Annotated in this window: 25 protein-coding genes; 15 read left to right on the top strand and 10 right to left on the bottom strand. The window is 55.1% G+C overall.

The genetic code is table 11. From position 1 onward, the window contains the following. Positions 1-73 precede the first annotated feature (73 nt). Complete coding sequence (gene mdtH, locus EBA31_RS15200; protein ID WP_122079626.1) at positions 74-1,279, bottom strand: multidrug efflux MFS transporter MdtH; 1,206 nt, start codon at positions 1,277-1,279, stop codon at positions 74-76. A gap of 345 nt (positions 1,280-1,624) precedes the next feature. On the opposite strand from mdtH, the gene rimJ reads away from it, so the two are divergent. The 4 genes from rimJ (at position 1,625) to murJ (ending at position 5,433) form a co-directional block, all read left to right on the top strand. Continuing rightward, on the top strand, positions 1,625-2,209 hold the full coding sequence (gene rimJ / locus EBA31_RS15195) for a ribosomal protein S5-alanine N-acetyltransferase (protein WP_020827282.1): 585 nt from the start codon (positions 1,625-1,627) through the stop codon (positions 2,207-2,209). 9 nt (positions 2,210-2,218) lie between these two features. Then, positions 2,219-2,863: a YceH family protein gene (locus EBA31_RS15190; RefSeq protein ID WP_048760134.1), complete on the top strand. Its 645-nt coding sequence runs from the start codon at positions 2,219-2,221 to the stop codon at positions 2,861-2,863. Next, on the top strand, positions 2,856-3,776 hold the full coding sequence (locus tag EBA31_RS15185) for a Gfo/Idh/MocA family protein (RefSeq protein WP_238387468.1): 921 nt from the start codon (positions 2,856-2,858) through the stop codon (positions 3,774-3,776). The genes EBA31_RS15190 and EBA31_RS15185 overlap by 8 nt, the downstream gene beginning before the upstream one ends. Before the next feature lie 121 nt (positions 3,777-3,897). Then, complete coding sequence (gene murJ, locus EBA31_RS15180) at positions 3,898-5,433, top strand: murein biosynthesis integral membrane protein MurJ (RefSeq protein WP_041414637.1); 1,536 nt, start codon at positions 3,898-3,900, stop codon at positions 5,431-5,433. Positions 5,434-5,504: 71 nt separating this feature from the next. Here murJ and argS read toward each other — a convergent pair whose 3' ends face one another. Continuing rightward, positions 5,505-7,235 carry an arginine--tRNA ligase gene (gene argS, locus EBA31_RS15175; protein WP_122079625.1) on the bottom strand — a complete coding sequence of 577 codons (1,731 nt, stop codon included), beginning with the start codon at positions 7,233-7,235 and terminating at the stop codon, positions 5,505-5,507. 918 nt (positions 7,236-8,153) lie between these two features. On the opposite strand from argS, the gene EBA31_RS15170 reads away from it, so the two are divergent. After that, the gene (locus EBA31_RS15170; RefSeq protein ID WP_122079624.1) at positions 8,154-8,717 is read left to right on the top strand and encodes a VOC family protein; all 564 of its coding nucleotides are present in this window, start codon (positions 8,154-8,156) and stop codon (positions 8,715-8,717) included. Here EBA31_RS15170 and EBA31_RS15165 read toward each other — a convergent pair. Continuing rightward, positions 8,714-9,865: a MalY/PatB family protein gene (locus EBA31_RS15165; protein ID WP_122079623.1), complete on the bottom strand. Its 1,152-nt coding sequence runs from the start codon at positions 9,863-9,865 to the stop codon at positions 8,714-8,716. The genes EBA31_RS15170 and EBA31_RS15165 overlap by 4 nt on opposite strands. A 100-nt stretch (positions 9,866-9,965) precedes the next feature. Between EBA31_RS15165 and cutC the strand changes: the two genes are divergently transcribed. Next, the gene (gene cutC, locus EBA31_RS15160) at positions 9,966-10,724 is read left to right on the top strand and encodes a copper homeostasis protein CutC (RefSeq protein ID WP_122079622.1); all 759 of its coding nucleotides are present in this window, start codon (positions 9,966-9,968) and stop codon (positions 10,722-10,724) included. A 356-nt stretch (positions 10,725-11,080) separates the two neighbouring features. Then, the gene (locus EBA31_RS15155; protein ID WP_122079621.1) at positions 11,081-11,578 is read left to right on the top strand and encodes a hypothetical protein; all 498 of its coding nucleotides are present in this window, start codon (positions 11,081-11,083) and stop codon (positions 11,576-11,578) included. Between the two features lie 51 nt (positions 11,579-11,629). Here the strand turns inward: EBA31_RS15155 and cmoB are convergent, their stop codons facing one another. From cmoB to EBA31_RS15130, 5 genes are all read right to left on the bottom strand, one after another. Continuing rightward, positions 11,630-12,601, bottom strand: coding sequence for a tRNA 5-methoxyuridine(34)/uridine 5-oxyacetic acid(34) synthase CmoB (gene cmoB / locus EBA31_RS15150; RefSeq protein WP_122079620.1), 972 nt, complete (start codon positions 12,599-12,601; stop codon positions 11,630-11,632). Beyond that, positions 12,598-13,341 (bottom strand): carboxy-S-adenosyl-L-methionine synthase CmoA, encoded by a 744-nt coding sequence (gene cmoA / locus EBA31_RS15145; protein WP_122079619.1) that lies wholly within the window; start codon positions 13,339-13,341, stop codon positions 12,598-12,600. Before cmoA ends, cmoB begins: the two co-directional genes overlap by 4 nt. Positions 13,342-13,443: 102 nt before the next feature. Further along, the gene (locus EBA31_RS15140) at positions 13,444-13,839 is read right to left on the bottom strand and encodes an MAPEG family protein (protein WP_020827270.1); all 396 of its coding nucleotides are present in this window, start codon (positions 13,837-13,839) and stop codon (positions 13,444-13,446) included. Between the two features lie 102 nt (positions 13,840-13,941). Beyond that, complete coding sequence (locus EBA31_RS15135; RefSeq protein ID WP_046373344.1) at positions 13,942-14,757, bottom strand: DUF72 domain-containing protein; 816 nt, start codon at positions 14,755-14,757, stop codon at positions 13,942-13,944. 74 nt (positions 14,758-14,831) lie between these two features. Next, the gene (locus EBA31_RS15130; protein ID WP_116690313.1) at positions 14,832-15,410 is read right to left on the bottom strand and encodes a hydrolase; all 579 of its coding nucleotides are present in this window, start codon (positions 15,408-15,410) and stop codon (positions 14,832-14,834) included. 202 nt (positions 15,411-15,612) lie between these two features. On the opposite strand from EBA31_RS15130, the gene EBA31_RS15125 reads away from it, so the two are divergent. The 8 genes from EBA31_RS15125 to EBA31_RS15090 all read left to right on the top strand — a co-directional run bounded on the left by EBA31_RS15125 (position 15,613) and on the right by EBA31_RS15090 (position 22,834). After that, positions 15,613-15,840 (top strand): FmdB family zinc ribbon protein, encoded by a 228-nt coding sequence (locus EBA31_RS15125; protein ID WP_020827267.1) that lies wholly within the window; start codon positions 15,613-15,615, stop codon positions 15,838-15,840. 202 nt (positions 15,841-16,042) lie between these two features. Beyond that, entirely contained in the window at positions 16,043-17,833 is a 1,791-nt protein-coding gene (aspS, locus tag EBA31_RS15120; RefSeq protein ID WP_020827266.1) for an aspartate--tRNA ligase, read from the top strand. Next, positions 17,833-18,279: a dihydroneopterin triphosphate diphosphatase gene (gene nudB / locus EBA31_RS15115; protein WP_020827265.1), complete on the top strand. Its 447-nt coding sequence runs from the start codon at positions 17,833-17,835 to the stop codon at positions 18,277-18,279. Before aspS ends, nudB begins: the two co-directional genes overlap by 1 nt. A 19-nt stretch (positions 18,280-18,298) precedes the next feature. Continuing rightward, on the top strand, positions 18,299-19,042 hold the full coding sequence (locus tag EBA31_RS15110; protein WP_020827264.1) for a YebC/PmpR family DNA-binding transcriptional regulator: 744 nt from the start codon (positions 18,299-18,301) through the stop codon (positions 19,040-19,042). Positions 19,043-19,115: 73 nt separating this feature from the next. Next, positions 19,116-19,637, top strand: coding sequence for a crossover junction endodeoxyribonuclease RuvC (gene ruvC, locus EBA31_RS15105; RefSeq protein ID WP_020827263.1), 522 nt, complete (start codon positions 19,116-19,118; stop codon positions 19,635-19,637). Between the two features lie 259 nt (positions 19,638-19,896). After that, entirely contained in the window at positions 19,897-20,511 is a 615-nt protein-coding gene (gene ruvA, locus EBA31_RS15100) for a Holliday junction branch migration protein RuvA (RefSeq protein WP_020827262.1), read from the top strand. A 20-nt stretch (positions 20,512-20,531) separates the two neighbouring features. Further along, positions 20,532-21,536, top strand: coding sequence for a Holliday junction branch migration DNA helicase RuvB (ruvB, locus tag EBA31_RS15095; RefSeq protein WP_020827261.1), 1,005 nt, complete (start codon positions 20,532-20,534; stop codon positions 21,534-21,536). A gap of 170 nt (positions 21,537-21,706) precedes the next feature. Further along, on the top strand, positions 21,707-22,834 hold the full coding sequence (locus EBA31_RS15090; RefSeq protein ID WP_232807925.1) for an integrase core domain-containing protein: 1,128 nt from the start codon (positions 21,707-21,709) through the stop codon (positions 22,832-22,834). A 90-nt stretch (positions 22,835-22,924) separates the two neighbouring features. Here the strand turns inward: EBA31_RS15090 and znuB are convergent, their stop codons facing one another. Then, positions 22,925-23,710, bottom strand: a complete 786-nt coding sequence (gene znuB, locus EBA31_RS15085) for a zinc ABC transporter permease subunit ZnuB (RefSeq protein WP_122079617.1) — start codon at positions 23,708-23,710, stop codon at positions 22,925-22,927. Next, entirely contained in the window at positions 23,707-24,465 is a 759-nt protein-coding gene (gene znuC, locus EBA31_RS15080) for a zinc ABC transporter ATP-binding protein ZnuC (protein ID WP_020827259.1), read from the bottom strand. Before znuC ends, znuB begins: the two co-directional genes overlap by 4 nt. Between the last annotated feature and the right edge of the window lie 49 nt (positions 24,466-24,514).

Genomic DNA, 24,514 nt, shown 5'->3' with positions numbered 1-24,514 from the left:
CGTTTATGTTTTTACTATCAGGATAGCAGCTGTGGGTAATTCGGCTGATTTTCTGGCAACTTAGAGAAAAATCTCAGCCGCCGGGCAGCGCTTCCGATGCGATGCTGCGTGGATTGAACTGCCAGTAAAGGGCCAGCAGGGTAATCATTCCCACGATGCCAAGCAGTATCCAGGGCAGTTCCGGCATGCCAACCGCATGGCCGGTGTCGTACATCCAACCGCCGCCGGTATAACCCACAGCGCCACCCAACGCCAGGCCCAGGCGGCTGAATCCCATATAACTGCCGCGTGCGCGCGGATCCGCTAGCGAAGCGCTGAGGGTTTCACGCGCCGGTTCGGCGATGATCGAACCCAGGTAGAAACAGCAAATCAGGGTAAATACGCCCTGAAGACTGGTAGCCAGCCCGACCGGGATCAGGCTGAGGGTCATCAGCAACAGCCCGGCCATCAGCCGCTGCTCCAGACGGAAACGTTTTTCGCTCCAGCGCGCGATCGGGTAGAGCAGTGACAGCGACAGTGCGGCCTCAATGGCATACATCCATTTCACCGCCGTCGGTGAACCAGCGATTTCATTGACGACGATCGGCAGCATCAACATCACCTGTACCGACAGCATGTAGTAACCGGTCAGGGTCAGTACATAGGTCAGGAAGCGGCGATCGCGCAGGACACGCATCATGCCTTCCTTCATGGGGGCGCGAACGGTAGAAATTCGGTATGCCGGCAGCAACCAGGCATTCCAGCCCGCCGCTAGCACAAAAATGCCCGCACCGACCCAGCAGACAAAGTGAAAATCATACTGCAGCAACCAACTGCCGATCAGGGCGCCGATGACCGCACCGGCGCTGTCTTGCATCATCAGCAGCGAGTAAAAACGGCCGCGTTCATGCGGGCGGGTAAGCTTAATCACCAATGCGGTACGCGGCGGATCAAACAGCGTACCGCCGAGGGCGGACAGGGCACAGGAGAACCACAGTATCCAGGGTTGGTCGGCCATCGCCATGGTGGCGAAGCCTGCTGCGCGCATCAGCATGCCGGTGACAATCATCGGTTTGGCGCCGAATCGGTCGGCTATCGCGCCCCCGAAGATCCCCAGGCCTTGCTGGATCAACTGGCGTAAACCCAGCGCTGCGCCGACCACCACCGCCGCCCAGCCAAGCTGATCGACAAAGCGAATCGAAATAAGCGGGAAGACCACAAAAAAGCCTAAGACCACCAACAGATTATCGAGTAATAGAAAATATTTACCCAAGCTCCGCGCTTGCGATACCAGAGACATGCTTCACCACGAGCAATTAAGAGGGAGAGGAGTGCAACCGCTCTAGTGTGTACCCAATCCCGTATTGCCGATAGGGGCGGGATAGATAATATTTTTTTATCGTCAATACGTTACCTGCGCGGCAAAACGGCACGAAAATAGTCGTAAAATGACTAATCGCTTATTTACTGAGCTGCCGGGATTTTACCTCTGGGGCAGGCTGCGGTTATATTAAATGAGGGTAAGTGCGGTTCTGCGCCGATGGTTGAGAAATAATGGCTCAGAATAGGTTCGTCGCCGGATTATTGTCCAAACGTGCGCCCAATAAATACTTCTTATCGAACCGTTCTGACCGCGGGGGAAATGATGTTTGGCTACCGCTCTGCATCACCAAAAGTACGCCTCACCACCGACCGACTGGTTGTCCGTTTAGTGCATGAACGCGATGCCTACCGGCTGGCGGAATACTATGCCGAAAACCGAAGCTTCCTTAAACCCTGGGAACCGGTTCGGGATGAAAGCCACTGTTATCCTTCCGGCTGGCAAGCGCGGCTGGGGATGATCACTGAAATGCAAAAGCAGGGCAGCGCCTACTATTTTATCCTGCTCGATCCGGAAGAAAATGAAGTGCGCGGCGTGGCCAACTTCAGCAACGTGCTGCGCGGCTCATTCCATGCCTGTTTCCTCGGGTATTCTCTGGCCGAGAAATGGCAGGGCCAGGGGCTGATGTTTGAAGCGTTGCAGTCCTCCATCCGCTATATGCTGCGCCAGCAGCGTATGCACCGCATCATGGCTAACTATATGCCGCACAATCAGCGCAGTGGCGCACTGCTGACCCGACTGGGATTCGAACGTGAGGGTTATGCCAAGGATTATCTGCTGATCGACGGGCAGTGGCAGGATCACGTACTGACAGCTTTAACCAATAAAGAATGGCTACCGCCACGCTGAGGCAAAATAATGAAATATGAATTAAGCGCTAAAGAAGCCAGGGTGATTGGCTGCATGCTGGAAAAGCAGGTGACCACCCCGGACCAGTATCCCCTTTCTCTCAATGCCATCACCCTGGCCTGCAATCAGAAAACCAACCGCGAACCGGTGATGGATCTTGCTGAAAACGAAGTTCAGCAGGTGCTGGATCTGCTGTTAAAGAAACACTTTTTGCGCACCCTGAGCGGTTTCGGCAATCGGGTGGTCAAATATGAACAGCGTTTTTGCAATTCAGAGTTTGGTCAGCTCAAGCTGAGCGCCGCTGAATTGGCGGTGATCGCCACTTTACTGCTGCGTGGCGCACAAACCCCTGGGGAATTGCGTACCCGAACCAACCGCATGCATGAATTTAATGATGTTACCGAAGTGGAGCAGGTGCTGGCGCAACTGAGTGCGCGTGAGGATGGCCCCTTTGTGGTGCGGCTGGCGCGGGAGCCGGGCAAACGTGAAAGCCGGTTTATGCATTTGTTCAGCGGCCAGATTGACGAGGCACCTGCGGAAGCATCAACGGCCAATGACAGCGATTTACACGAGCGAGTGAGTACGCTGGAAAACGAAGTGGCGCAGCTTAAACAGCAAGTGCAGGCGTTATTGGAGCGGGGATCGCATGAGTAAATTACGCGTTGGCGTGGTGGGGTTGGGCGGTATTGCTCAAAAGGCTTATCTGCCGATCCTCAGCCAGGCGGCAGACTGGACGTTAGTCGGCGGTTTCTCCCCGAATCAGCAAAAGGCACAGCCCATTTGCGACAGCTATCGCATGGCCTGTTTTTCGGGGCTCGACAGCCTGGCGCAGCAGTGTGATGCGGTGTTCGTTCACAGCAGCACCGCCAGCCATTTTCAGGTGATTGGCGAGCTGCTGCGATATGGCGTTCACGTTTATGTCGACAAGCCGCTGGCGGAGACCGTGGAACAGGGCGAACAGCTACTGGCCCTGGCTGAAAAACAGGGCAAGGCGCTGATGGTTGGCTTTAACCGTCGCTTTGCACCGCTGTACCGTCAGTTGAAGCAGGATATGAACCAACCGGCGTCGATTCGTATGGATAAACATCGTGCCGACAGCGTCGGACCCAACGATGCGCGCTTTACCCTGCTGGACGATTACCTGCACGTGGTGGACACCGCACTGTGGTTGGGCGGCGACGCTGGGCAACGGCTTAGCGGTAGTCTGCGCATTAACGATGCCAGTGAGTTGGTTTATGCCGAACACCATTTTGAATGCGGAGAAACGCTGGTGACCACCAGTATGCATCGTCGGGCCGGCAGCCAGCGCGAAAGCGTACAGGCGGTAACGGATGGCGCAATCTATCAAGTAAACGATATGCGTCAGTGGCTGCGGGAAGATTCACAAGGCGTGCTGGAACAGCCGGCACCCGGCTGGCAAACCACGCTGGCGCAGCGCGGTTTTGACGGCGCGATCCGTCATTTCCTTGCCTCCGTCAGTAACCAAACGCTGCCGGAAACTGCCGGAGAGCAGGCGATCGCTGCCCAGCGGGTGATTGAACGCCTGTTGCGAGACGCCAATTTGTAACATAACTCCATGTAACATATGAGAGTAGCTATTCTGCGACGTACGGGTAAACTTAGCCGATAGTTTTACTGACGCCTGCTGATGCAGGCGTCGACATTTACAGGGCACATCAAAAAACCACATGAACCTACTAAAATCACTGGCAGCCGTCAGCTCTATGACGATGTTTTCACGGGTGCTGGGCTTTGCCCGTGACGCCATCGTGGCGCGGGTATTTGGTGCCGGTATGGCAACGGACGCCTTCTTCGTGGCGTTCAAACTGCCTAACCTGCTGCGGCGCATCTTCGCCGAGGGGGCCTTTTCGCAAGCCTTTGTCCCGATCCTGGCCGAATACAAAAGCCAGCAGGGAGAAGAAGCAACGCGTACCTTTATCGCTTACGTTTCCGGACTGCTGACGCTGGTGTTGGCTGTGGTGACGGTGTTGGGGATGCTGGCCGCCCCATGGGTGATTTACATTACCGCGCCGGGCTTTGTCGATTCACCGGACAAATTTGCGTTGACCTCGTCGCTGCTGCGGGTGACCTTTCCGTATATTCTGCTGATCTCGCTGGCGTCATTGGTGGGGTCAATCCTTAATACCTGGAACCGTTTTTCGATCCCGGCGTTTGCGCCGACGTTGCTTAACGTCAGCATGATTGGGTTCGCGCTGTTTGCCGCACCTTACTTCAATCCACCGGTGATGGCGCTGGCCTGGGCGGTCGTCGTGGGCGGCGTGCTGCAATTGGGCTACCAGCTCCCGCATCTGAAGAAGATCGGCATGCTGGTGCTGCCGCGCCTCAAGCTTGGCGACGCGGGCGTATGGCGAGTGATGCGTCAGATGGGGCCAGCCATTTTCGGCGTCTCGGTCAGCCAGATCTCACTGATCATCAATACCATTTTCGCCTCCTTCCTGGTCTCCGGTTCGGTATCCTGGATGTACTATGCCGACCGCCTGATGGAATTCCCCTCCGGCGTACTGGGCGTGGCGCTGGGAACCATCCTGTTGCCGTCGCTGGCGAAAAGTTTTTCCAGCGGCAACCACGATGAATATTCGCGTTTGATGGATTGGGGGCTGCGCCTGTGCTTCCTGCTGGCGCTGCCGAGCGCCATAGCTCTGGGCATTCTGGCCAAGCCGCTGACCGTCTCTTTGTTCCAGTACGGCAAGTTCAACGCCTTCGATGCCGCCATGACCCAGCGTGCGCTGGTGGCCTATTCGGTGGGACTGATGGGATTGATCGTCGTGAAGGTGTTGGCGCCAGGGTTCTATTCGCGTCAGGACATTAAAACGCCGGTTAAGATTGCCATTATCACGTTGATCTTAACCCAGGTGATGAACCTGATGTTTATCGGTCCGTTAAAGCATGCGGGGCTTTCGCTGTCGATTGGTCTGGGAGCCTGTATTAACGCTTCGCTGCTGTATTGGCAGTTGCGCAAGCAGAAGATTTTCCACCCGCAACCGGGTTGGGCTCTGTTCCTGACTAAACTGGTGATTGCGGTGATCGTGATGTCGGTAGTATTGGTCGGGGTGATGTGGCTGATGCCTGCCTGGGATCAGGGCAATATGCTGGCACGCCTGCTGCGTCTGGCAGTGGTAGTGGTAGCAGGTATTGTGGCTTACTTCGGCGTACTGGCCGGCTTGGGTTTCCGTCCGCGCGATTTTGCTCGGCGAGTGGCGTAACTGGGCTTTCCCACTTTCAGAATATAAAAAGGGTCGCCTCGGCGACCCTTTCTCGTATTAAGCGTGATGACTTACATACGTTCGACGGTTTCGATACCCAGCGTATCCAGACCGATTTTCAGCGTTTTGGCGGTTAACAGTGCCAGCTTCAGGCGGCTCTGGCGCGCTTCTTCGCTGTCTGCATTCAGGATCTGGCAGTGCTCGTAGAAGCCGGAGAACAGGCCCGCAAGATCGTACAGGTAGCTACACATCACGTGCGGGGTACCTTCGCGCGCCACGGTGGTGATCACTTCTTCAAACTGTAGCAGGCGGGTCGCCAGCGCAATTTCGCGCTCTTCGGTCATCACCAGCGGCAGGGTCAGATTACTTTCGTCGACACCGGCACGTTTGAATACGGAAGCCACACGGGTATAAGCATATTGCATGTAAGGCGCGGTATTGCCTTCAAACGCCAGCATGTTGTCCCAGTCGAAGATATAGTCGGTGGTGCGGCTTTTCGACAGGTCGGCGTATTTAACCGCACCAATGCCTACGGCATTGGCCAGGCTTTGCATCTCTTCCGCTGGCATGTCCGGGTTTTTCTCGGCGATCAGCTTGCCTGCGCGATCGACCGCTTCATCCAGCAGATCGGACAGTTTCACCGTGCCGCCTGAACGGGTTTTGAACGGCTTGCCGTCTTTACCCAGCATCATGCCGAACATGTGGTGCTCCAGCGAGAGGGAGTCTGGGATATAACCGGCTTTACGCACGATGGTCCAGGCCTGCATCAAATGTTGATGCTGGCGTGAGTCGATGTAGTAGAGCACGCGGTCGGCGCCCAGAGTTTCATAGCGGTATTTTGCACAGGCGATGTCGGTGGTGGTGTACAGGTAGCCGCCATCCTTTTTCTGGATGATGACGCCCATAGGCTCGCCGTCTTTATTCTTGTATTCGTCGAGGAATACCACGGTGGCGCCTTCGCTTTCCACCGCCAGCCCCTTGGCCTTGAGATCGGCCACGATGCCCGGCAGCATCGCGTTGTACAGGCTTTCACCCATTACATCGTCTTCGGTCAGGGTGACGTTCAGGCGGTTATAGGTCAGCTGATTCTGCGCCATGGTGATGTCGACCAGCTTACGCCACATCTTCAGGCAGTATTGATCGCCGCCTTGCAGTTTTACCACGTAGGCACGGGCGCGTTCGGCGAAATCGGCGTCTTCATCATAGTGTTTCTTTGCTTCACGATAGAACTGCTCCAGATCGGACAGGCCCATATCGCTGGCGTTTTCGTTCTGCATTTTTTCCAGATAGGCAATCAGCATGCCGAACTGGGTACCCCAGTCACCCACGTGGTTGGCGCGGATCACTTTATGCCCCAGGAATTCCTGAGTGCGTGCCGCAGCGTCACCGATAATGGTGGAGCGCAGGTGGCCGACGTGCATTTCTTTCGCCACGTTGGGTGCAGAGTAGTCAATCACGATGGTCTGCGGTTTGACGGGCGCAATGCCCAGTTTTGGCGCGCCAAGCACCAAATCAGTTTGCTGCGCGACCCAGTCGCTGTTCAGGAAGATATTGATAAAACCTGGACCGGCAATTTCCACTTTGCTGGCGACGTCGCCGAGATCAAGCAGTTGCACCACTTTTTCCGCCAACTGGCGTGGCGGCATGCCGAGTTTCTTGGCAACGGACATCACGCCATTGGCCTGATAGTCGCCAAACTGCGCTTTTGCGGACTGACGGACCTGCGCTTCGCAATCGGCTGGCGCGCCTGCGGCAATCAGCGCCTGGCTGACTTTATCTGAAAGAAGAACCTGAATATTCACCGGGTTACCTTAATGACGAACGAGGGGCCGTATGCCATGCCCCTGCGGGATTCAAAGGTGGTTTTACTGGCCACGCGTCAACACGCCGACCCACCACAAAACAGCCTGCAATTGTAACCGATCTGATGAGTGACGTCAGCAGTTGGCGCGGGGGAAGGCGAAAGACGGCGTGATAAGGCATTGCATCGTGGCTGGCCCACGAAGGGGCGAGGAGAATGGGTCACGGAGCGGATAATTCAGACGGACAAAAAGAATAAGCTCATGGAAAAATCAAATAGCAAACTTAGTGTTTTTTGTTTCTGCGCCCAGCGTCCAGCGTATTATTGCGACGTGATTTGAAGTGACGGTATATCGCATAGGCGGCAATAATCACTAATAACAGGGATATTATTAAAAGGAACATAAAGGATCGTCTCCGGCTCAATTTTCACTAAAGTAGCCTAATTGATATTTTCACGCAATTACCCACGGGGTGTTTAGGAAGATTCTCAGATTGCAAATAAAATAAATTTATATAAAGCATTATATTTATTGATTTTTTTATTTTCACGTATTTTTTATGGCCTTTTTGCTACGCTAGCGTTAACTATTTTTTAAGCATATATGAATACCAGAACAGGTGAATTATCAGGCTTAATAAGTTAGTAATATTCTCAATCCGTCAATCATAAGAAAAAGCTATAAACTTATGCGTTAACTTTCATCTGAAATTGGATCTTGGCTGATGTCAAATGAAGCAGATAATAGCTTCTGCGTTAATACTCCTTTTGTACTTTGGCCGGACTTCACGGGAGGGCATTTTACCCTGCGCATTTTGAGGTTAAAAATTTCAGTTTCCCGGACCGGTCAGGTGGATAGCAACGTCTCAGGCGTGTAAATTACCCCCCTGAAAACCGCTTTTGTTGTTTCGAGGACCCTATGACTAGCTTTCCGGCCATTGCCGAACTTCACGATTTAGCGCTGGATCTGCCGCGTTTTGAGCAGGCGCTGAGCCAGTTTGCTGAAAAACTGCAGCTGGATCTGTCCCAGTTCACTGCAGACCACGTTTCGCTGCGCTGCCATCAAAACACTACCGCTGAACGCTGGCGACTGGGGTTAGAGCAGTGTGGTTCGCTGCTGTCGGAGGCGATGATCAATGGCCGTCCTATTTGCCTGTTTGATCTTCAGCAGCCACTTAAGGTGGGGCCTTGGCAGATCGACTGCGTGGAGCTGCCTTATCCCGGAGACAAGCGCTATCCGCACGAAGGTTGGGAACACGTAGAGCTGGTGCTTAGCGGCGAACCGGCCACGCTTTATGCGCGTGCGTTGGCCCACTTGCCGGATGAAGCGCTGCTGGCTCCGGGCATCAAACTGAAACAAAGCTCACCAAAGGGAGAAGGTGAACGTTTACCGAACCCAACGCTGGCGATCACCGACGGCACCGTGACGATCAAATTCCATCCTTATTCCATCAGGGACATTGTCGCCAGCGAACAGGGTTAATTGGGCTGCAGCGAGCGGGTGGCCAGCAGCATGCGGTCTAGCGCCTGGCTGAGCAGTGCGCGCCGGCAGCCAAAGTTCAAACGAACAAAATGCCGGTTGCCAAAATCCAGGCCCGGGCTTAATCCTACGCCGGCCTGTTCAAAGAAGGCGTGCGGGTTATCGACCGGCAGTTGGCTGCAGTCTATCCAGGCCAGATAGGTGGCTTCGATGGGCTGCAGTGCCAGCCCTGGCATGGCATTAATACGCTCGATCACCCAATCACGGTTTGCGCGTAGATAAACCAACAGTTCGTCCAGCCACTCTTGCCCATGTTGGTAAGCGGCCTGCGCAGCAACCAATGCGAGCACATCCACCTCCGGCACAATACCGCTGCGCGCTCGGACCAGCTTCTTGCGCAGCTCCGGGTTGGGAATAATTGCCATTGAGGCACCAAGACCGGCGATATTGAAGGTTTTCGACGGCGACATCAGCGTGACGCTGCGCTGGGCGGCATCATCATTCAACGTGGCGAAGGGGATGTGTTCACAACCCGGTTCAAGCAACAGATCGCAATGAATTTCATCTGAACAAACAACCAGATTATGGTTTTTGGCAAACTCATGCTGTTGCAACAGCTCCTGTCTGCGGTAGACGGTGCCGCCCGGGTTTTGCGGGTTGCACAGCATCAATAATCTCTCTGCACCGCTGAGCTGTGCTTCGACAGCGCTGAAATCCAATAGCCAGCGCCGGTCCTGCAGCATCAACGGCACCGGTAGCTGTGTGCGGCCAGAAAATTTCGCTGCTTTACGAAACGGCGGGTAGATTAGCGAGGGGGCCAGAGTGCCTTCTCCCTCGGTGGTAAAAGCCCGCACGCATAAATTCAGGCCGCAAACCAGGCCAGGCAGGAAAACCAGCCATTCAGGATTGATATGCCAGCCGTAGCGCTCTAGCATACGGCGGGTAAAAACCTCAATCAGCTCAGGGGAGGGATGACCGTAGCCGAATACGGCATGAGCGACGCGCTGCTGCAAGGCGTCAATAATTGCCGGCGCTGACGGGAAGTCGGTATCGGCAACCCAGAGCGGAATAACGTCGCGGTCGCGATATTTATCCCACTTAACGCTGTCACTGTGACTGCGGTCTACCCATAGATCAAAATTGAATGCCATAGTTACTACCCTGAGCTGGCTTATGCTTACTATGAGCCTAAATGAGAAATTGAAAAATTAACAATGGCCGTCGCAAGTTAGCCGTCATCTGGGGGTGACAATGATTAAACTGGAAGTTTGCTGCTATAGCGTCGATTGCGCGCTGACGGCCGAGCGGGCAGGTGCCGATCGTATAGAGTTATGTGCCAGCCAAAGTGAGGGCGGCTTGACGCCAAGCTATGGCTCTTTACGTCTGGCACGCGACAGGATCGGTGTGCCGGTGCACCCTATTGTTCGTCCACGCGGTGGGGATTTTTGCTACGGCGCGGTGGATTTTGACGTTATCAAGCATGATATTGCCCAGATCCGCGATATGGGCTTTGCCGGTGTGGTGGTGGGCATGCTGGATGAAGAAGGGCATATCGATCTGCCGCGCATGCAAGAAGTGATGCGTTTGAGCGGTAATATGGCGGTGACGTTCCACCGCGCTTTCGACATGTGCCAAAATCCGCTGGTGGCGCTCGATCAACTGACGCAGTTGGGCGTGGCGCGGATACTCACCTCAGGCCAGCAGCAAAATGCGGAATTGGGATTGCCCTTACTGCGCGATCTGGTGCAGGCCAGCCAGGGACCGGTGATTATGGCCGGTGCCGGCGTGCGGCTCAGCAACCTGCACAAGTTTGTCGATATCGGTATTCAGGAGCTGCACAGCTCCTCCGGCCATGCGGTGCCTTCGACCATGCGCTATCGTAAAGCGGGTGTCACCATGTGTTCCGACAGCGAGTTTGACGAGTTCAGCCACTATTGCGTGGATGGCGAGATGGTAGAAGCGATGAAAAACTCGCTGGCTCTGGTAGATCCCCTGGCGCAAAGCGCCTAAAACGCATTGCTAAGCCGCAAGCCCCGGTTTTCCTGCCGGGGCTTTTTTATTTCCATGATCCTCGACGACCTTGCCCTGTCAGCGCTGGCACTGATGGCGTCCAATGACGGCGCCATAACAAGTGCAATAACCTCAGTCGTCAGCCAGCTCGCATGGCTGCATAAAACACAGGGATTTGTACGGTTATGGAGGAGTCATGAAGTGTTATTTGATTTTGTTGTTGATGGCCTGTCTTGCATTGTCCGGCTGCGTCGCAGCTTATTACCGCTAAGGAGAGTGGCATGCGTTATCTGATGATTGTATCGCTGATTTGTTGTTTAAGCGCCTGTGCCTCTTTGTATTACAGGTGAATGGCGATGAGACGACTAACCGCTATCGCATTGCTGATGCTGACAGGTTGCGTGTCGGTGTATGGGCCGACAAAAGCCGGTAATCAACCTGCCGAGGGCACGACAGGTGATGCATCCGTTCCTTCGGCAGCCGATGACGGCAGCCTGATCGGTAACCGAAAACCGGATGAACTGTTCACGCGCACCCTGGCCATTTTCAGCGCGAAAGGGATAACCCCAACGTTGACCGACAGTCGCCTTGGCGTTATCGGGGCTGCCGGGAGCGAGGCCGAACTGGCGGGGCTTTATCTGGATTGCACCGACCAGGCGACCCCGTCAAATCTGACGGAGGAATATCGAATACTGGTGCAGATTTATAGCGCCGGGGAGGGAAGTCATGTCATGGTGCAGGTTAGCGGGGTTGCCGGGCTGATTGCTGCGGATGGCAATGACAAAGAGAAACCCTTTGAATGCAAATCCAGCGGCGTGCTGGAAAAGGACTTGCTGGAGGCCTGGCGAAAATAACGGGCGTAACGTCATCACCCCGATAGGGACGAGGTGATGACGTTTTTCACTTTAGGGCTTCTTGGCTACCAGTACGGCACGCAAGGGCGCGGGATAACCTTCGACGGTTTTGCTCGGGTCTTGTGGATCAAGGAATTCGGCCAGTGACTCACTGGTCATCCAATCGGTACGGCGTTGCTCTTCGGTGCTGGTGACGCACATGTCGGCGATTTTAACGTCGACGAAACCGCACTTCTCCAGCCAGCATTTCAATGCTTCGGCTGACGGAATAAAGTAGACGTTACGCATTTGCGCGTAGCGGTCACCGGGTACCAGAACCTGATGGCGATCGCCTTCCACCACCAGCGTTTCCAATACCAGCTCACCTTCGGAAACCAGCTGGTTTTTCAACTGATACAAATGGTCCAGCGGCGAGCGGCGATGGTACAGCACGCCCATCGAAAACACCGTGTCGAACGCCGCCAGCTCGGGCAGCTGCTCAATACCGAGCGGCAACAGGTGGGCGCGTTGATCGCCGCCCAACAGCTTGCGCACCGCTTCGAATTGGCACAGAAACAGCTGCATCGGATCTATGCCCACCGCCAGATGCGCACCCGCGCCAACCATGCGCCACAGGTGATAACCGCTGCCGCAGCCGACGTCGAGAATGGTACGACCGGCCAGCGGTGAAATGTGCGGTAATACGCGATCCCATTTCCAATCGGAATGCCATTCGGTGTCGATATCGATGCCATACAATGAGAACGGGCCTTTGCGCCACGGCATCATGGTGCGCAGCATCTTTTCAATGCCTTCCAACTGGCCCGGCGACAAAGTGGGTTCCATTTCGGCACGGACGCCGTGCAACAAATCAAGCTGGGTGGGGGTCAGTGCCGGTAAATGTTCAACCGAATTAAACCACTGCTTGAATTTACCGTGTAGTGACTCGCGCTGCCAGGCGCTGAGCTGTGCCGGCAGGGTATCCAGCCAGTGGCTGAGGTTGCTTTTCGCGATGCGTTGATAAAAATCGCCAAACTCAATCATGCTGCGGCTCCCGCTTTCAACGCGATCAGTGAACCGAAGTTAAAGCACTGGAACCAGACTTCCGCATGCTCAAAACCGGCCTGTTTCAGACGGGCTTTGTGGGCGTCCACGGAGTCGGTCAGCATGACGTTTTCCAGCATGCTGCGCTTCTGGCTGATTTCCAGCTCGCTGTAACCGTTGGCACGTTTGAAATCGTGATGCATGTTGAACAGCAATTCTCCGACATCGGCATCTTCAAAGCTGAACTTCTCCGACAGCACCAGTGCGCCGCCAGGGCGCAGACCGCGGTAAACCTGTTCCAGCAGGCGCAGGCGGTCGGCGGGTTCGAGGAATTGCAGGGTAAAGTTCAGGACTACCATCGAGGCGTTTTCGATGTTGATATCAAGGATATCGGCTTCGATAACGTCTACCGGGGTGTCGGCGCGGAAGGCATCAATATGACGGCGGCAGCGCTCGACCATGGCCGGAGAGTTGTCGACGGCGATGATGTTGCAACCCGTCACCTTGATATTCCGCCGCATCGACAGCGTGGCTGCACCCAGCGAACATCCCAGGTCGTAAACCCGACTGTCGGGCTGCACGAAACGCTCGGCCAGCATGCCAATCATGGAAATGATATTGGAATAGCCTGGAACGGAACGCTGGATCATGTCGGGGAACACTTCAGCGACGCGTTCGTCGAAGGTCCAGTCGCCCAATTTGGCGATCGGGGCAGAAAAAAGAGTATCGCGGTTTGGCATAGCGGAAAATCGGTTCAGAATTCGAAGGGGCGTATTCTAACAGATAATGACAAAAAGCGCAGCGGAAGCAGGCGGCGTAGCCGCCTGAGGACGAACAGGGGATTAATGCAGGCTAAAAATAAGATCCCATGGCAGATAGAAAATATTGGCCAGTACCATTAACACCAGCGAAATGTAGGTGGCCGCCATGCCCGATCGACGCCAGCGCACCTCGCGGTTACGCAGACCGTAGTAATGCACCAAACGGCCGGCCATCAGCATCAGACCGCAAATATGGATCATCCATATTTCAGCGCCGTTCATCTCCATGATCACCAACAGCACTGCGGCGATAGGAATGTATTCTACGGCATTGCCGTGAACGCGGATTGCAGTTTGCAGCTCATAAAAACCGCCGTCCCCGTAGGCGACACGGTATTGCATCCTTAACCTAACCACGTCATAAGAGAGTTTGATCAACAACAATGCGCCGAGCACTACATAAAGCGCGCTTACCATTTTTAACTCCATTCCCTAACCAAAACTGGCAGCCAGCATCATAGCCGCCATTGCAATCACTGTCGCGAGGAAAAATCTGATGTAATTGGTCAGATTAATCGGTCAAAACAGCGCATCCTGCTCCGGCCAGTCCGGTGGAGGGGGTAAATTCGGAATAGCCTGATACAGCTGCTGCCAGATTTTCTGTGCCTGCTGGGGTGAATCACCATTATCCGGCGTATGTATAAACAGAAAAGGTTGGTGCTGTTGCTGCCAAACGGGCAATTTCTGCTGCCAGGCGTCGAACCAGCGCAGGTTATCTTGCAGCACATCGCCGCCGATGAAACGTACCAGCGGATTGTTGGCGGTGACCAGAGCATGCACCGGCAGCTTGGGCTTTTTCTGCTGGGCATCGCGCACGGCGGCGCTGTTGGGCAGGGCGTGATGCACCGGCCGGCTGTCGAGGATCACCCGGTTGATACCCCGCTGGTGTAACCCCTGATTCAGCAGCCGCTCTTCCTCGCCTTTGTCGAAAAACGCCGGATGCCGCACTTCCACGCCATAGGTAAACTCTTTCGGCAAAGCGTCGAAGAACTGCCACATCGCCGGTAATTCCGCCGGGCCGAACGCCGCAGGCAATTGCAGCCACAGCTGGCCTATGCGCTGATGCACCGGACCCAGGCAGTGGTAAAATGCCTGCAGATCGGCAGCGCAGTTACGCAGTGCAGCCTGATGGCTGACGGTGGCGGGGAACTTGAAACAGAAGCGAAAATCATCGGTGGTCATATCGCGCCAGCGCTGGACTATTTCCAGTTTGGGTAACGCGTAGAAGGTGGTATTGCCTTCCACGCAGTTAAAATAGCGGCTGTAATCCGCCAGATCGCGCAGCCCGATACGATTCCAGGCCGGGTGTTGCCACTGTGGGAGTCCGATATACATCAAGCTAGCATCTTCCTTAATTTTCCCTGCCAGTCAAAGGTGGGGGCAGCAGGCGGCGCCCCTACAAGTTAGCGTTACTGGTCGAGTGCGGCAACAATTTCGCGGGTGCTGCGAACACGCGCCAACCGCGGGAAGATATTATCGAAAGCAAACTGGTGCATTTCAGCATTTTGCGCACTGCAGAGATCTTCGGCTATCACTAACTCGTAGCCGTGTTCCCAGGCCGCGCGAGCCGTAGATTCCACGCCAATATTGGTGGAGATACCGCCCAGCACCACCGATTTAATGCCACGGCGACGCAGTTGCAAGTCAAGATCGGTGCCGTAAAACGCACCCCATTGGCGCTTGGTCACCAGAATGTCGCGGTCGCTCACCGCCAGGGATGCCGGGAATTCCCACCAGTTGGCAGGCAATCCGCCGGCAGGGGCGGGAGACGGTTTATCCACCGGCTGTTTCAGCGCTTCGGCGAAAGAGTCGGACCAGCCGACGCGTACCAGGATCACCGGTGCCCCCAGCGAACGGAAATGTGCCGCCAACTGCGCGCCATTGGCCACCACGCTTTCGGCGCTGTGTGGGCCACCGGCGAAGGGCAGGATGCCGTTTTGCAAATCAATTAACACCAGTGCGGTGGTGTGAGCATCAAGTTTCAACATGGAAATATCTCGTGACAAGGTGGATGAAATACGCGCAGCTTGGATAGCGCGCTAAACAAGCATCGATTCAGGCTACGTGAAAAAAGCATCACCGGTTAATGAGAAATTTGTTAATCAATGTGTTACTTCGGGCAAAAACACACCATTTAGTGCTGCAACAAAGCTGTGTTCGCACTTATCTGGCGCATGAATTTCCTTTATAATGATCGCCTTTTTTCAGCTCACTTTACTCCAACGACCTATGCCGATTTATGAATATGCATGTGGTGCTTGCAGCCACCGGTTAGAGAAGTTGCAAAAATTTTCCGATGCGCCGCTGACGGATTGTCCGGCGTGTAGGCAGCCCGCGTTAACCAAGCTGATTTCTTCCACCGGTTTCCAGTTAAAGGGTACCGGTTGGTATGCAACCGACTTCAAACCGGGCAAGTAAATATACCCTATAGCTTTCGAGTTGCAGCCAGGCAGCCAGCTATCTCGCCTCTGGTGCCTACTTGAGTAAGTCACTGGGGTGAGAGAGTGCAGATAACAACGCTGCAACTTGAAAGATGACGGGTATTGAGTTCATCAGAAAACAGCCGCGTGGCAGGCGCCAAAAGCCCGCGCGGCATCGGCTTAAGCCAAAAGGATAGCGTATGCGTACTGAATATTGCGGGCAGTTGAATCTGTCTCACGTGGGCCAGGAAGTCACTTTGTGTGGTTGGGTCAACCGTCGTCGCGATCTGGGCGGCCTGATCTTTATTGATATGCGCGACCGCGAAGGCATCGTGCAGGTGTTCTTCGATCCGGACCAGAAGGCCGCGTTCGACAAGGCGTACGACCTGCGCAATGAATTCTGCATCCAGATCGTCGGCACCGTGCGTGCCCGTCCGGACAGCCAGATCAATAAAGATATGGCTACCGGTGAAGTAGAAGTGTTCGCCCATGCACTGGAGATCATCAACCGCTCCGAGCCACTGCCGCTGGATTCCAACCAGGTCAACACCGAAGAAGCGCGCCTGAAATACCGCTACCTGGATCTGCGTCGCCCGGAAATGGCCGATCGCCTGAAAACCCGTGCCAAAATCACCAGCTTTGTGCGCCGCTTTATGGATAGCCACGGTTTCCTCGATATCGAAACCCCGATGCTGACCAAGGCCACGCCGGAAGGCGCCCGTGACTATCTGGTCCCGAGCCGCGTACATAAAGGCAAGTTTTATGCGTTGCCACAGTCGCCGCAGCTGTTTAAACAGTTGTTGATGATGTCCGGTTTCGACCGCTACTACCAAATCGTCAAATGCTTCCGCGACGAAGACCTGCGTGCCGACCGTCAGCCTGAATTTACCCAGATCGACGTGGAAACCTCTTTCATGACCGCCGATCAGGTGCGTGAAGTGATGGAGAAACTGGCGCGTGAACTGTGGCTGGACGTGAAGGGCGTAGATCTGGGTGATTTCCCGGTCATGACCTTCGAAGAAGCCATGCGTCGCTATGGCTCGGACAAGCCGGACCTGCGTAACCCACTGGAGCTGGTGGACGTTGCCGATCTGGTGAAGGACGTGGAATTCAAGGTGTTCTCCGGCCCGGCTAACGATGCCAAAGGCCGCGTTGCCGCGATCTGTGTACCAGGTGGTGCGCAGCTGACCCGTAAGCTGATCGATGAGTACGGCGCTTTCGTTAACATCTATGGTGCCAAAGGCCTGGCCTGGCTGAAGGTCAATGACCGCGCCGCCGGCATGGAAGGCGTACAGAGCCCGATTGCTAAATTCCTCAGCGCAGAAGTGCTGGAAGCGATTCTGGCGCGTACCAACGCGCAGAGCGGCGACATTCTGTTCTTCGGCGCCGACAGCTTCAAGATTGTCACCGATGCGATGGGCGCGCTGCGTCTGAAGCTGGGCCGCGATTTGGAACTGACCAAGCTGGACAGCTGGGCACCGCTGTGGGTCGTGGACTTCCCGATGTTCGAAGAAGACGGCGAAGGTGGTCTGGCAGCGATGCACCACCCGTTCACCGCACCGCGCGACATGAGCCCGGAAGAACTGGCCAACACGCCAATCAATGCCATCGCCAACGCCTACGACATGGTGATTAACGGCTACGAAGTGGGTGGCGGTTCCGTGCGTATTCACCGTAGCGAAATGCAGCAGACGGTATTCAGCATTCTGGGTATTAACGAACACGAGCAACGCGAAAAATTCGGTTTCCTGTTGGACGCGTTGAAGTACGGTACGCCGCCGCACGCCGGTTTGGCCTTCGGTCTGGACCGTCTGGTGATGCTGCTGACCGGCACCGACAACATTCGTGACGTGATCGCCTTCCCGAAAACCACCGCTGCGGCCTGCTTGATGACCGAAGCACCAAGCTTCGCGAACCCGGCGTCGTTGCAGGAGCTGGCAATCAGCGTGGTAAAGAAAGCGACTGACGATTCAAATGTAGAGAACCAGTAATGAACTACAAGCGTCCCGAGTCTATTCTGGTAGTGATTTATGCCAAATCCAGTGGTCGGGTGCTGATGTTACAGCGGCGCGATGATACCGAATTCTGGCAGTCGGTGACCGGCAGCCTGGAGGAAGATGAGTCGCCGCCGCATGCCGCACGGCGTGAGGTCATGGAAGAAGTCGGCATCGATATCGAAGCAGAGAAACTGCCGTTGTTCGATTGCCAGCGCTGTGTGGAGTTTGAACTCTTTGTCCATTTGCGACATCGCTATGCCCCGGGAACCACGCGCAATAAAGAGCACTGGTTCTGTCTGGCTTTGCCTGAAGAGCGCGATCCGGTGATTACCGAGCATCACGCCTACCAGTGGCTTGAGGCGGCGGAAGCCGTGAAGTTGACCAAGTCCTGGAGCAATCAGCAGGCGATTGAAGAGTTTGTGATTAATTCAGTCCAGTAATTTTTTTCGGAGATTTTTTATGGCAGGTCATAGTAAGTGGGCCAACACAAAGCACCGTAAAGCAGCGCAGGATTCCAAGCGCGGTAAAATTTTCACCAAAATTATTCGCGAGCTGGTGACCGCCGCGAAACTGGGCGGTGGCGATCCGGGGGCTAACCCGCGTCTGCGTGCGGCGATCGACAAGGCGCTGTCCAACAACATGACGCGCGACACCCTGAACCGTGCCATCGCGCGTGGGGTAGGCGGTGATGATGATACCAATATGGAAACCATCATTTATGAAGGCTACGGCCCGGGCGGCACTGCCGTCATGATCGAGTGCCTGAGTGACAACCGCAACCGTACCGTGGCGGAAGTGCGTCATGCCTTCACCAAGTGTGGCGGTAACCTCGGCACCGACGGCTCCGTGGCTTACCTGTTCACCAAGAAGGGCGTGATCACTTACGCAGCGGGCCTGGATGAAGACGTGGTGATGGAAGCTGCGCTGGAAGCCGGTGCTGAAGATATCGTCAGCTACGACGATGGCGTTATCGACGTCTTCACCGCCTGGGAAAACCTGGGTGAAGTGAAAGACGCGCTGACCGCTGCCGGTTTCACCGCCGAATCGGCAGAAGTTTCCATGATCCCATCGACCAAAGCCGATATGGATGAAGAAACCGCGCCTAAGCTGCTGCGCCTGATCGACATGCTGGAAGACTGCGACGACGTGCAGGAGGTTTACCACAACGGTGAGATCTCCGACGAGGTTGCTGCGACGCTGTAATGGGGTTGAAGTACGGCGCTGTCTTGTGGCAGCGCCTGGCGAAGTTAATGCTTAACGCAAGGTGGGTGTAGGGATGACGATCATACTCGGTATCGATCCCGGATCGCGCGTCACCGGTTACGGCCTGATTCGTCAGCAGGGCCGCCAGTTGAGCTATATTGCCAGCGGTTGTATTCGTACCGTAGTGGATGACATGCCGACGCGCTTAAAGCTGATTTATGCGGGCGTCAGTGAAATCATTACCCAGTTTAAACCAGACTTTTTCGCTATTGAACAGGTGTTTATGGCGAAAAACCCGGATTCGGCGCTCAAGCTTGGGCAGGCGCGCGGCGTGGCTATTGTTGCTGCCGTGAACCAGAATTTGGAAGTGTTTGAGTATGCGGCACGTCAGGTTAAACAAACGGTGGTCGGTACCGGCGCGGCCGAAAAAGCACAGGTGCAGCATATGGTGCGCTCGCTGCTTAAGCTGTCGGCCAATCCTCAGGCCGATGCCGCCGATGCGCTGGCGATCGCCATTACCCACTGTCACCTCAGCCAAAACGTGCTGCGGATGAGCGAAGGGCGATTGAACCTGGCGCGTGGACGTTTAAAGTAACGCTTAATCAGTTCCGAGGCTGGATATTCATCCAGCCTTAGTTTGATGACAAACACCCGAAAAGCGTGGTTTTCGGATGTTTGGGGTAAACCTGTAGACATCATCCTTTGTTTTTATTAGCACTCAGATCGCTGATGTTAAATGTAGAGGACTTTGTCAGCAGTATGAGGCTGGATATTCATCCAGCCTTTTTTATGTTATAAGCTTTAGCAGCACGGCATGGCAGAAGGTCATGCTCAGGAATTCAGCAGGAGGGTAAATGATAGGTCGTCTCAGAGGTTATATTCTGGAAAAGCAACCGCCACTGGTATTACTGGAGGCAAACGGCGTGGGCTATGAAGTGCATATGCCGATGACCTGCTTTTATGAACTGCCCGAGCTGGGGCAAGAGGCTATCGTGTTTACCCAATTTGTGGTGCGCGAAGATGCCCAACTGCTGTATGGCTTCAACGATAAACAAGAGCGCGCGCTGTTTCGCGAACTGATTAAAGTGAACGGCGTTGGCCCTAAGCTGGCGCTGGCCATTCTGTCCGGCATGTCAGCGCAGCAGTTTGTCAGCGCGGTTGAGCGTGAAGAGATCACGTCGCTGATAAAATTGCCGGGCGTAGGCAAGAAAACCGCAGAGCGCCTGGTGGTCGAAATGAAAGACCGCTTCAAAGGGCTTAATGGCGATCTGTTCAACAGCAGCAGTGAAATCACGCTTCCTGCCACAGCGGCGAAAGCGGCCGAACTGGATGCGGAAGCCGAAGCGGCCTCTGCGCTGGTGGCGCTGGGCTACAAACCGCAGGAGGCCAGTCGCATGGTCAGTAAAATCGCCAAGCCGGGTGCAGATTGCGAAACCCTGATCCGCGACGCGCTGCGTGCCGCGCTGTAAGCGCCGATAAGGGGTAGAGAATGATTGAAGCCGATCGCCTGATTTCTGCCGAGCCGATCAATGAAGAAGAAATTCTTGATCGCGCCATCCGGCCGAAGCTGCTGACGGAGTATGTCGGTCAGCCGCATGTCCGCGAGCAGATGGAAATCTTTATTCAGGCTGCCAAGCAGCGTGGCGACGCTCTGGACCATTTGCTGATCTTCGGCCCGCCCGGGTTGGGGAAAACCACGCTGGCCAACATCGTTGCCAATGAAATGGGCGTTAACCTGCGCACCACCTCCGGGCCGGTGCTGGAAAAGGCGGGCGATCTGGCGGCGATGCTGACCAACCTGGAACCGCACGACGTCCTTTTTATCGATGAAATCCACCGTCTGTCTCCGGTAGTGGAAGAAGTGCTGTATCCGGCGATGGAAGATTACCAACTGGATATCATGATCGGTGAAGGCCCAGCAGCACGCTCGATCAAACTCGATTTGCCGCCGTTCACGCTGGTGGGGGCAACCACCCGCGCCGGTTCCCTGACTTCGCCACTGCGCGATCGCTTCGGCATTGTGCAGCGTCTGGAGTTTTATCAGGTTGCCGATCTGCAGCACATCGTTTCACGCAGCGCTAACTGTCTGGGGCTGGATCTGTCGGACGAGGGCGCACATGAAGTGGCTCGCCGTGCGCGCGGTACACCGCGTATCGCCAACCGTTTGCTGCGTCGGGTACGCGATTTTGCCGAAGTCCGCGCCAATGGCGTGATCAATGGCGAGGTGGCGATGCAGGCGCTGGATATGTTGAACGTTGACGCCGAAGGCTTCGATTACATGGACCGAAAACTGTTGCTGGCGATAATCGATAAGTTCACCGGCGGCCCCGTGGGCCTGGATAACCTGGCGGCAGCGATCGGCGAGGAAAGGGAAACTATCGAGGACGTGATCGAGCCGTTTCTGATCCAGCAAGGTTTCATCCAACGCACGCCGCGCGGGCGCATGGCCACCAATCATGCCTATAAGCACTTTGGCATGGTGCGCGAAGAATAAATATTACGCCGTAATCCGCATTAAAAAGGGCCGCTAATGGTACAAACCGGTCACATAGGTAACACTTTTAACCGGTCACATAGGTAACACTTTTAACCGGTCACATGGGTAACAGTTATAGACTGGCATAGCGGAGGTAATTCACTATGCCCTGGACCGAGACCGTTACCATGAAACGCCTTGAATTTATTCATGCCTGTCAGACCAGCGGGGATTCTTTTTCCGCTGTCTGCAGGCATTTTTGTATCAGCCGTAAAACGGGTTACAAGTGGCTTAAGCGTTTTCAGCCCGATGACGTCTCCTCTCTTGAGGACCATTCCCGTGCACCTCTGACCCATTCACGGCAACATTCATCCGACGTCATTAACTGCCTCATTAGCCTTCGTCGTGCTCATCCTGACTGGGGCCCAAATAAAATTCGTCAGTGGCTTCTCAACCATGAAATCCCTTTTGACGTTCCCGCAGGCAGTACGATTGGCGATATTCTCAAACGCGAAGGCCTTGTCCCAGACAGGATAAAACGCAGAAAAACTCCCGAAAATACGCATGCGCTCACTGATATTCAGGCCGTCAATCAGGTCTGGAGTGCTGACTTTAAAGGTAAATTTAGGCTACTCAGTCAGGAGTACTGTCGCCCTTTTACACTGACCGATAACCATAGCCGTTATCTTCTGGCATGTGAGGCTAGCGCGTCAGAAAACCTGCTGTTCACTCGAGCCTGTTTTGAGAGAGCCTTCCATGAGTATGGTCTGCCAGAGGTTGTGCGAACTGATAATGGGGCGCCCTTTGCCGGAACGGGTATAGCCGGGCTGAGTAGTCTCAGTGTATGGATGATAAAGTTAGGTATTTACCCGGAGCGTATAAAGAAAGGCCACCCGGAACAAAATGGCCGTCATGAACGGATGCACCGTTCGTTAAAGGCTGGCCTAAGCCATAACAACATCCGGCAAACGATGGAAGAACAACAGGCATGGTTCAGTGATTATCGTTATGAATTTAATCATGAAAGGCCGCATGCGGCACTGGGAGGAGCAACGCCTTCTTCGGTGTGGACACCTTCACCCCGGCAGTGGGACGGACGGATACCGGAGGTCAATTATCCGGAAGGAGCCCGGTTGTACAAGGTGGCTGAAAAAGGAGATATACGGCTCGGTAAAAGACTGTTTGTCAGCGAGGCGTTACGGGGAGAATATGTGATGCTTAAAGAAGTGGGTGAAGGGTTGGATGTCGTGTTGTTCGACCGGATGATACTGGCTTATTACGACAGAGCTAAGCACAGTATTATCCGTATCGATTAGACGAAAGTGTTACCTATGTGGCCGGTCAGATCTGTATCCCATGTGGCGGTTGTACCAATTGCGGCCCTTTTGCTATCTGCGAGAGGGAAATCAGGCTTGCTGCTTCCTGGACAAGCTCAGGATGAACAGCACCGCCGCACTCAGTACCACCGATGGGCCGGCCGGGGTATCGTAAAATGCCGAGAAGGCCAATCCACCGGTCACTGCCAGCACACCCACCAGCACCGCGTAGGCGGCCATTTGCTCAGGGGTTCGGGCGAAGCGCCGTGCGGTAGCGGCCGGAATGATCAGCAGTGAGGTGATGATCAGCGCGCCGACGAATTTCATCGCCAGACCAATGGTCAGGGCGGTAACCAGCATCAGTACGGTACGAGCACGGACCAGATTGACCCCGTCAACATGTGCCAGCTCTGGGCTGACGGTCATCGACAGCAGGTTGCGCCACTGCCACCACAGGATCAACAGTACGACGCTGACCCCAATGGCAATCATCCAGATATCGGTGAAGGTAACCGACAGCAGGTCGCCAAACAGGTAGGCCATCAGATCGACCCGCACGTTGGACATCAGCGCCACCACCACCAACCCCAGCGACAGCGCACTGTGCGCCATAATACCGAGCAGGGTGTCAACGGAAAGTTGCGGACGACGCTCCAGCCACACCAGCACCAGCGCCAGCACCAGCGTCACGGCAATCACCGCATAGAAAGGATTCACGTCCAGCAGCAGCCCGAAGGCCACACCCAGCAAAGAGGCGTGTGCCAGGGTATCGCCAAAATAGGACATCCGGCGCCACACCACAAAGGAGCCTAATGGACCGGCAGCGGCGGCCAACAACACCCCGGCCAGCCAGCCGGGTAATAACAGTTCGATCATGCCTCACGGCCCCCGGTTTTCTTCAACACAATTCGTCCTTGCAGGTCGTGACGGTGATTATGGTGGTGACGATAGACCGCCAATTGTTCCGCACCGCGGTTGCCGAACATGGCGATGAATTCAGGATGCATCGAGACCACTTCCGGTGCGCCGGAACAGCAGATGTGTTGGTTGAGGCACAGCACTTCATCGGTTTTCGCCATCACCAGATGCAGGTCATGGGAGACCATCAGAACCGCGCAACCCAGTTCTTTGCGCAGTTGGTCGATAAGATCGTACAGCGCCAGTTGGCCGTTGACGTCAACCCCTTGCGTTGGCTCATCCAGCACCAGCAGTTGCGGTTTGTTCAGCAGCGCCCGCGCGAGCAGTACGCGCTGATTCTCGCCGCCTGAGAGTTTTTGCATCGGCTGATCGAGCAGGTGCGCTGCGTGCACGCGTTTCAGCGCGGGCAGAATATCGGCTTTCTTGACGCCGGGTTTCAGGCGCATAAAGCGGCTTACGGTGAGTGGCAAGGTGGCGTCGAGGTGCAGTTTTTGCGGCACGTAACCGATACGCAGGCCCGGTTCGCGTTCCAGCGTACCTTCCGTTGGCGCAACCAGCCCGAGTACCACGCGCACCAGCGTGGATTTGCCCGCGCCGTTTGGGCCGAGCAGCGTCAGAATACGGCCCGGTTGAAGGCTGAGCGAAATATTCGACAGCACCTTACGGTTACCAAAGGAGACGGAGATATTTTTTAGCGTTGTCAGTGTGGACATCTCATGATTACATTTTGCAGAACTAACCGAATGTTATAATATCACGCCT

Origin of the sequence: Serratia sp. P2ACOL2 (assembly GCF_003691565.1) — a bacterium.
GTDB lineage: Bacteria > Pseudomonadota > Gammaproteobacteria > Enterobacterales > Enterobacteriaceae > Serratia > Serratia liquefaciens.
This window is presented reverse-complemented; position numbering and strand designations above follow the sequence as displayed.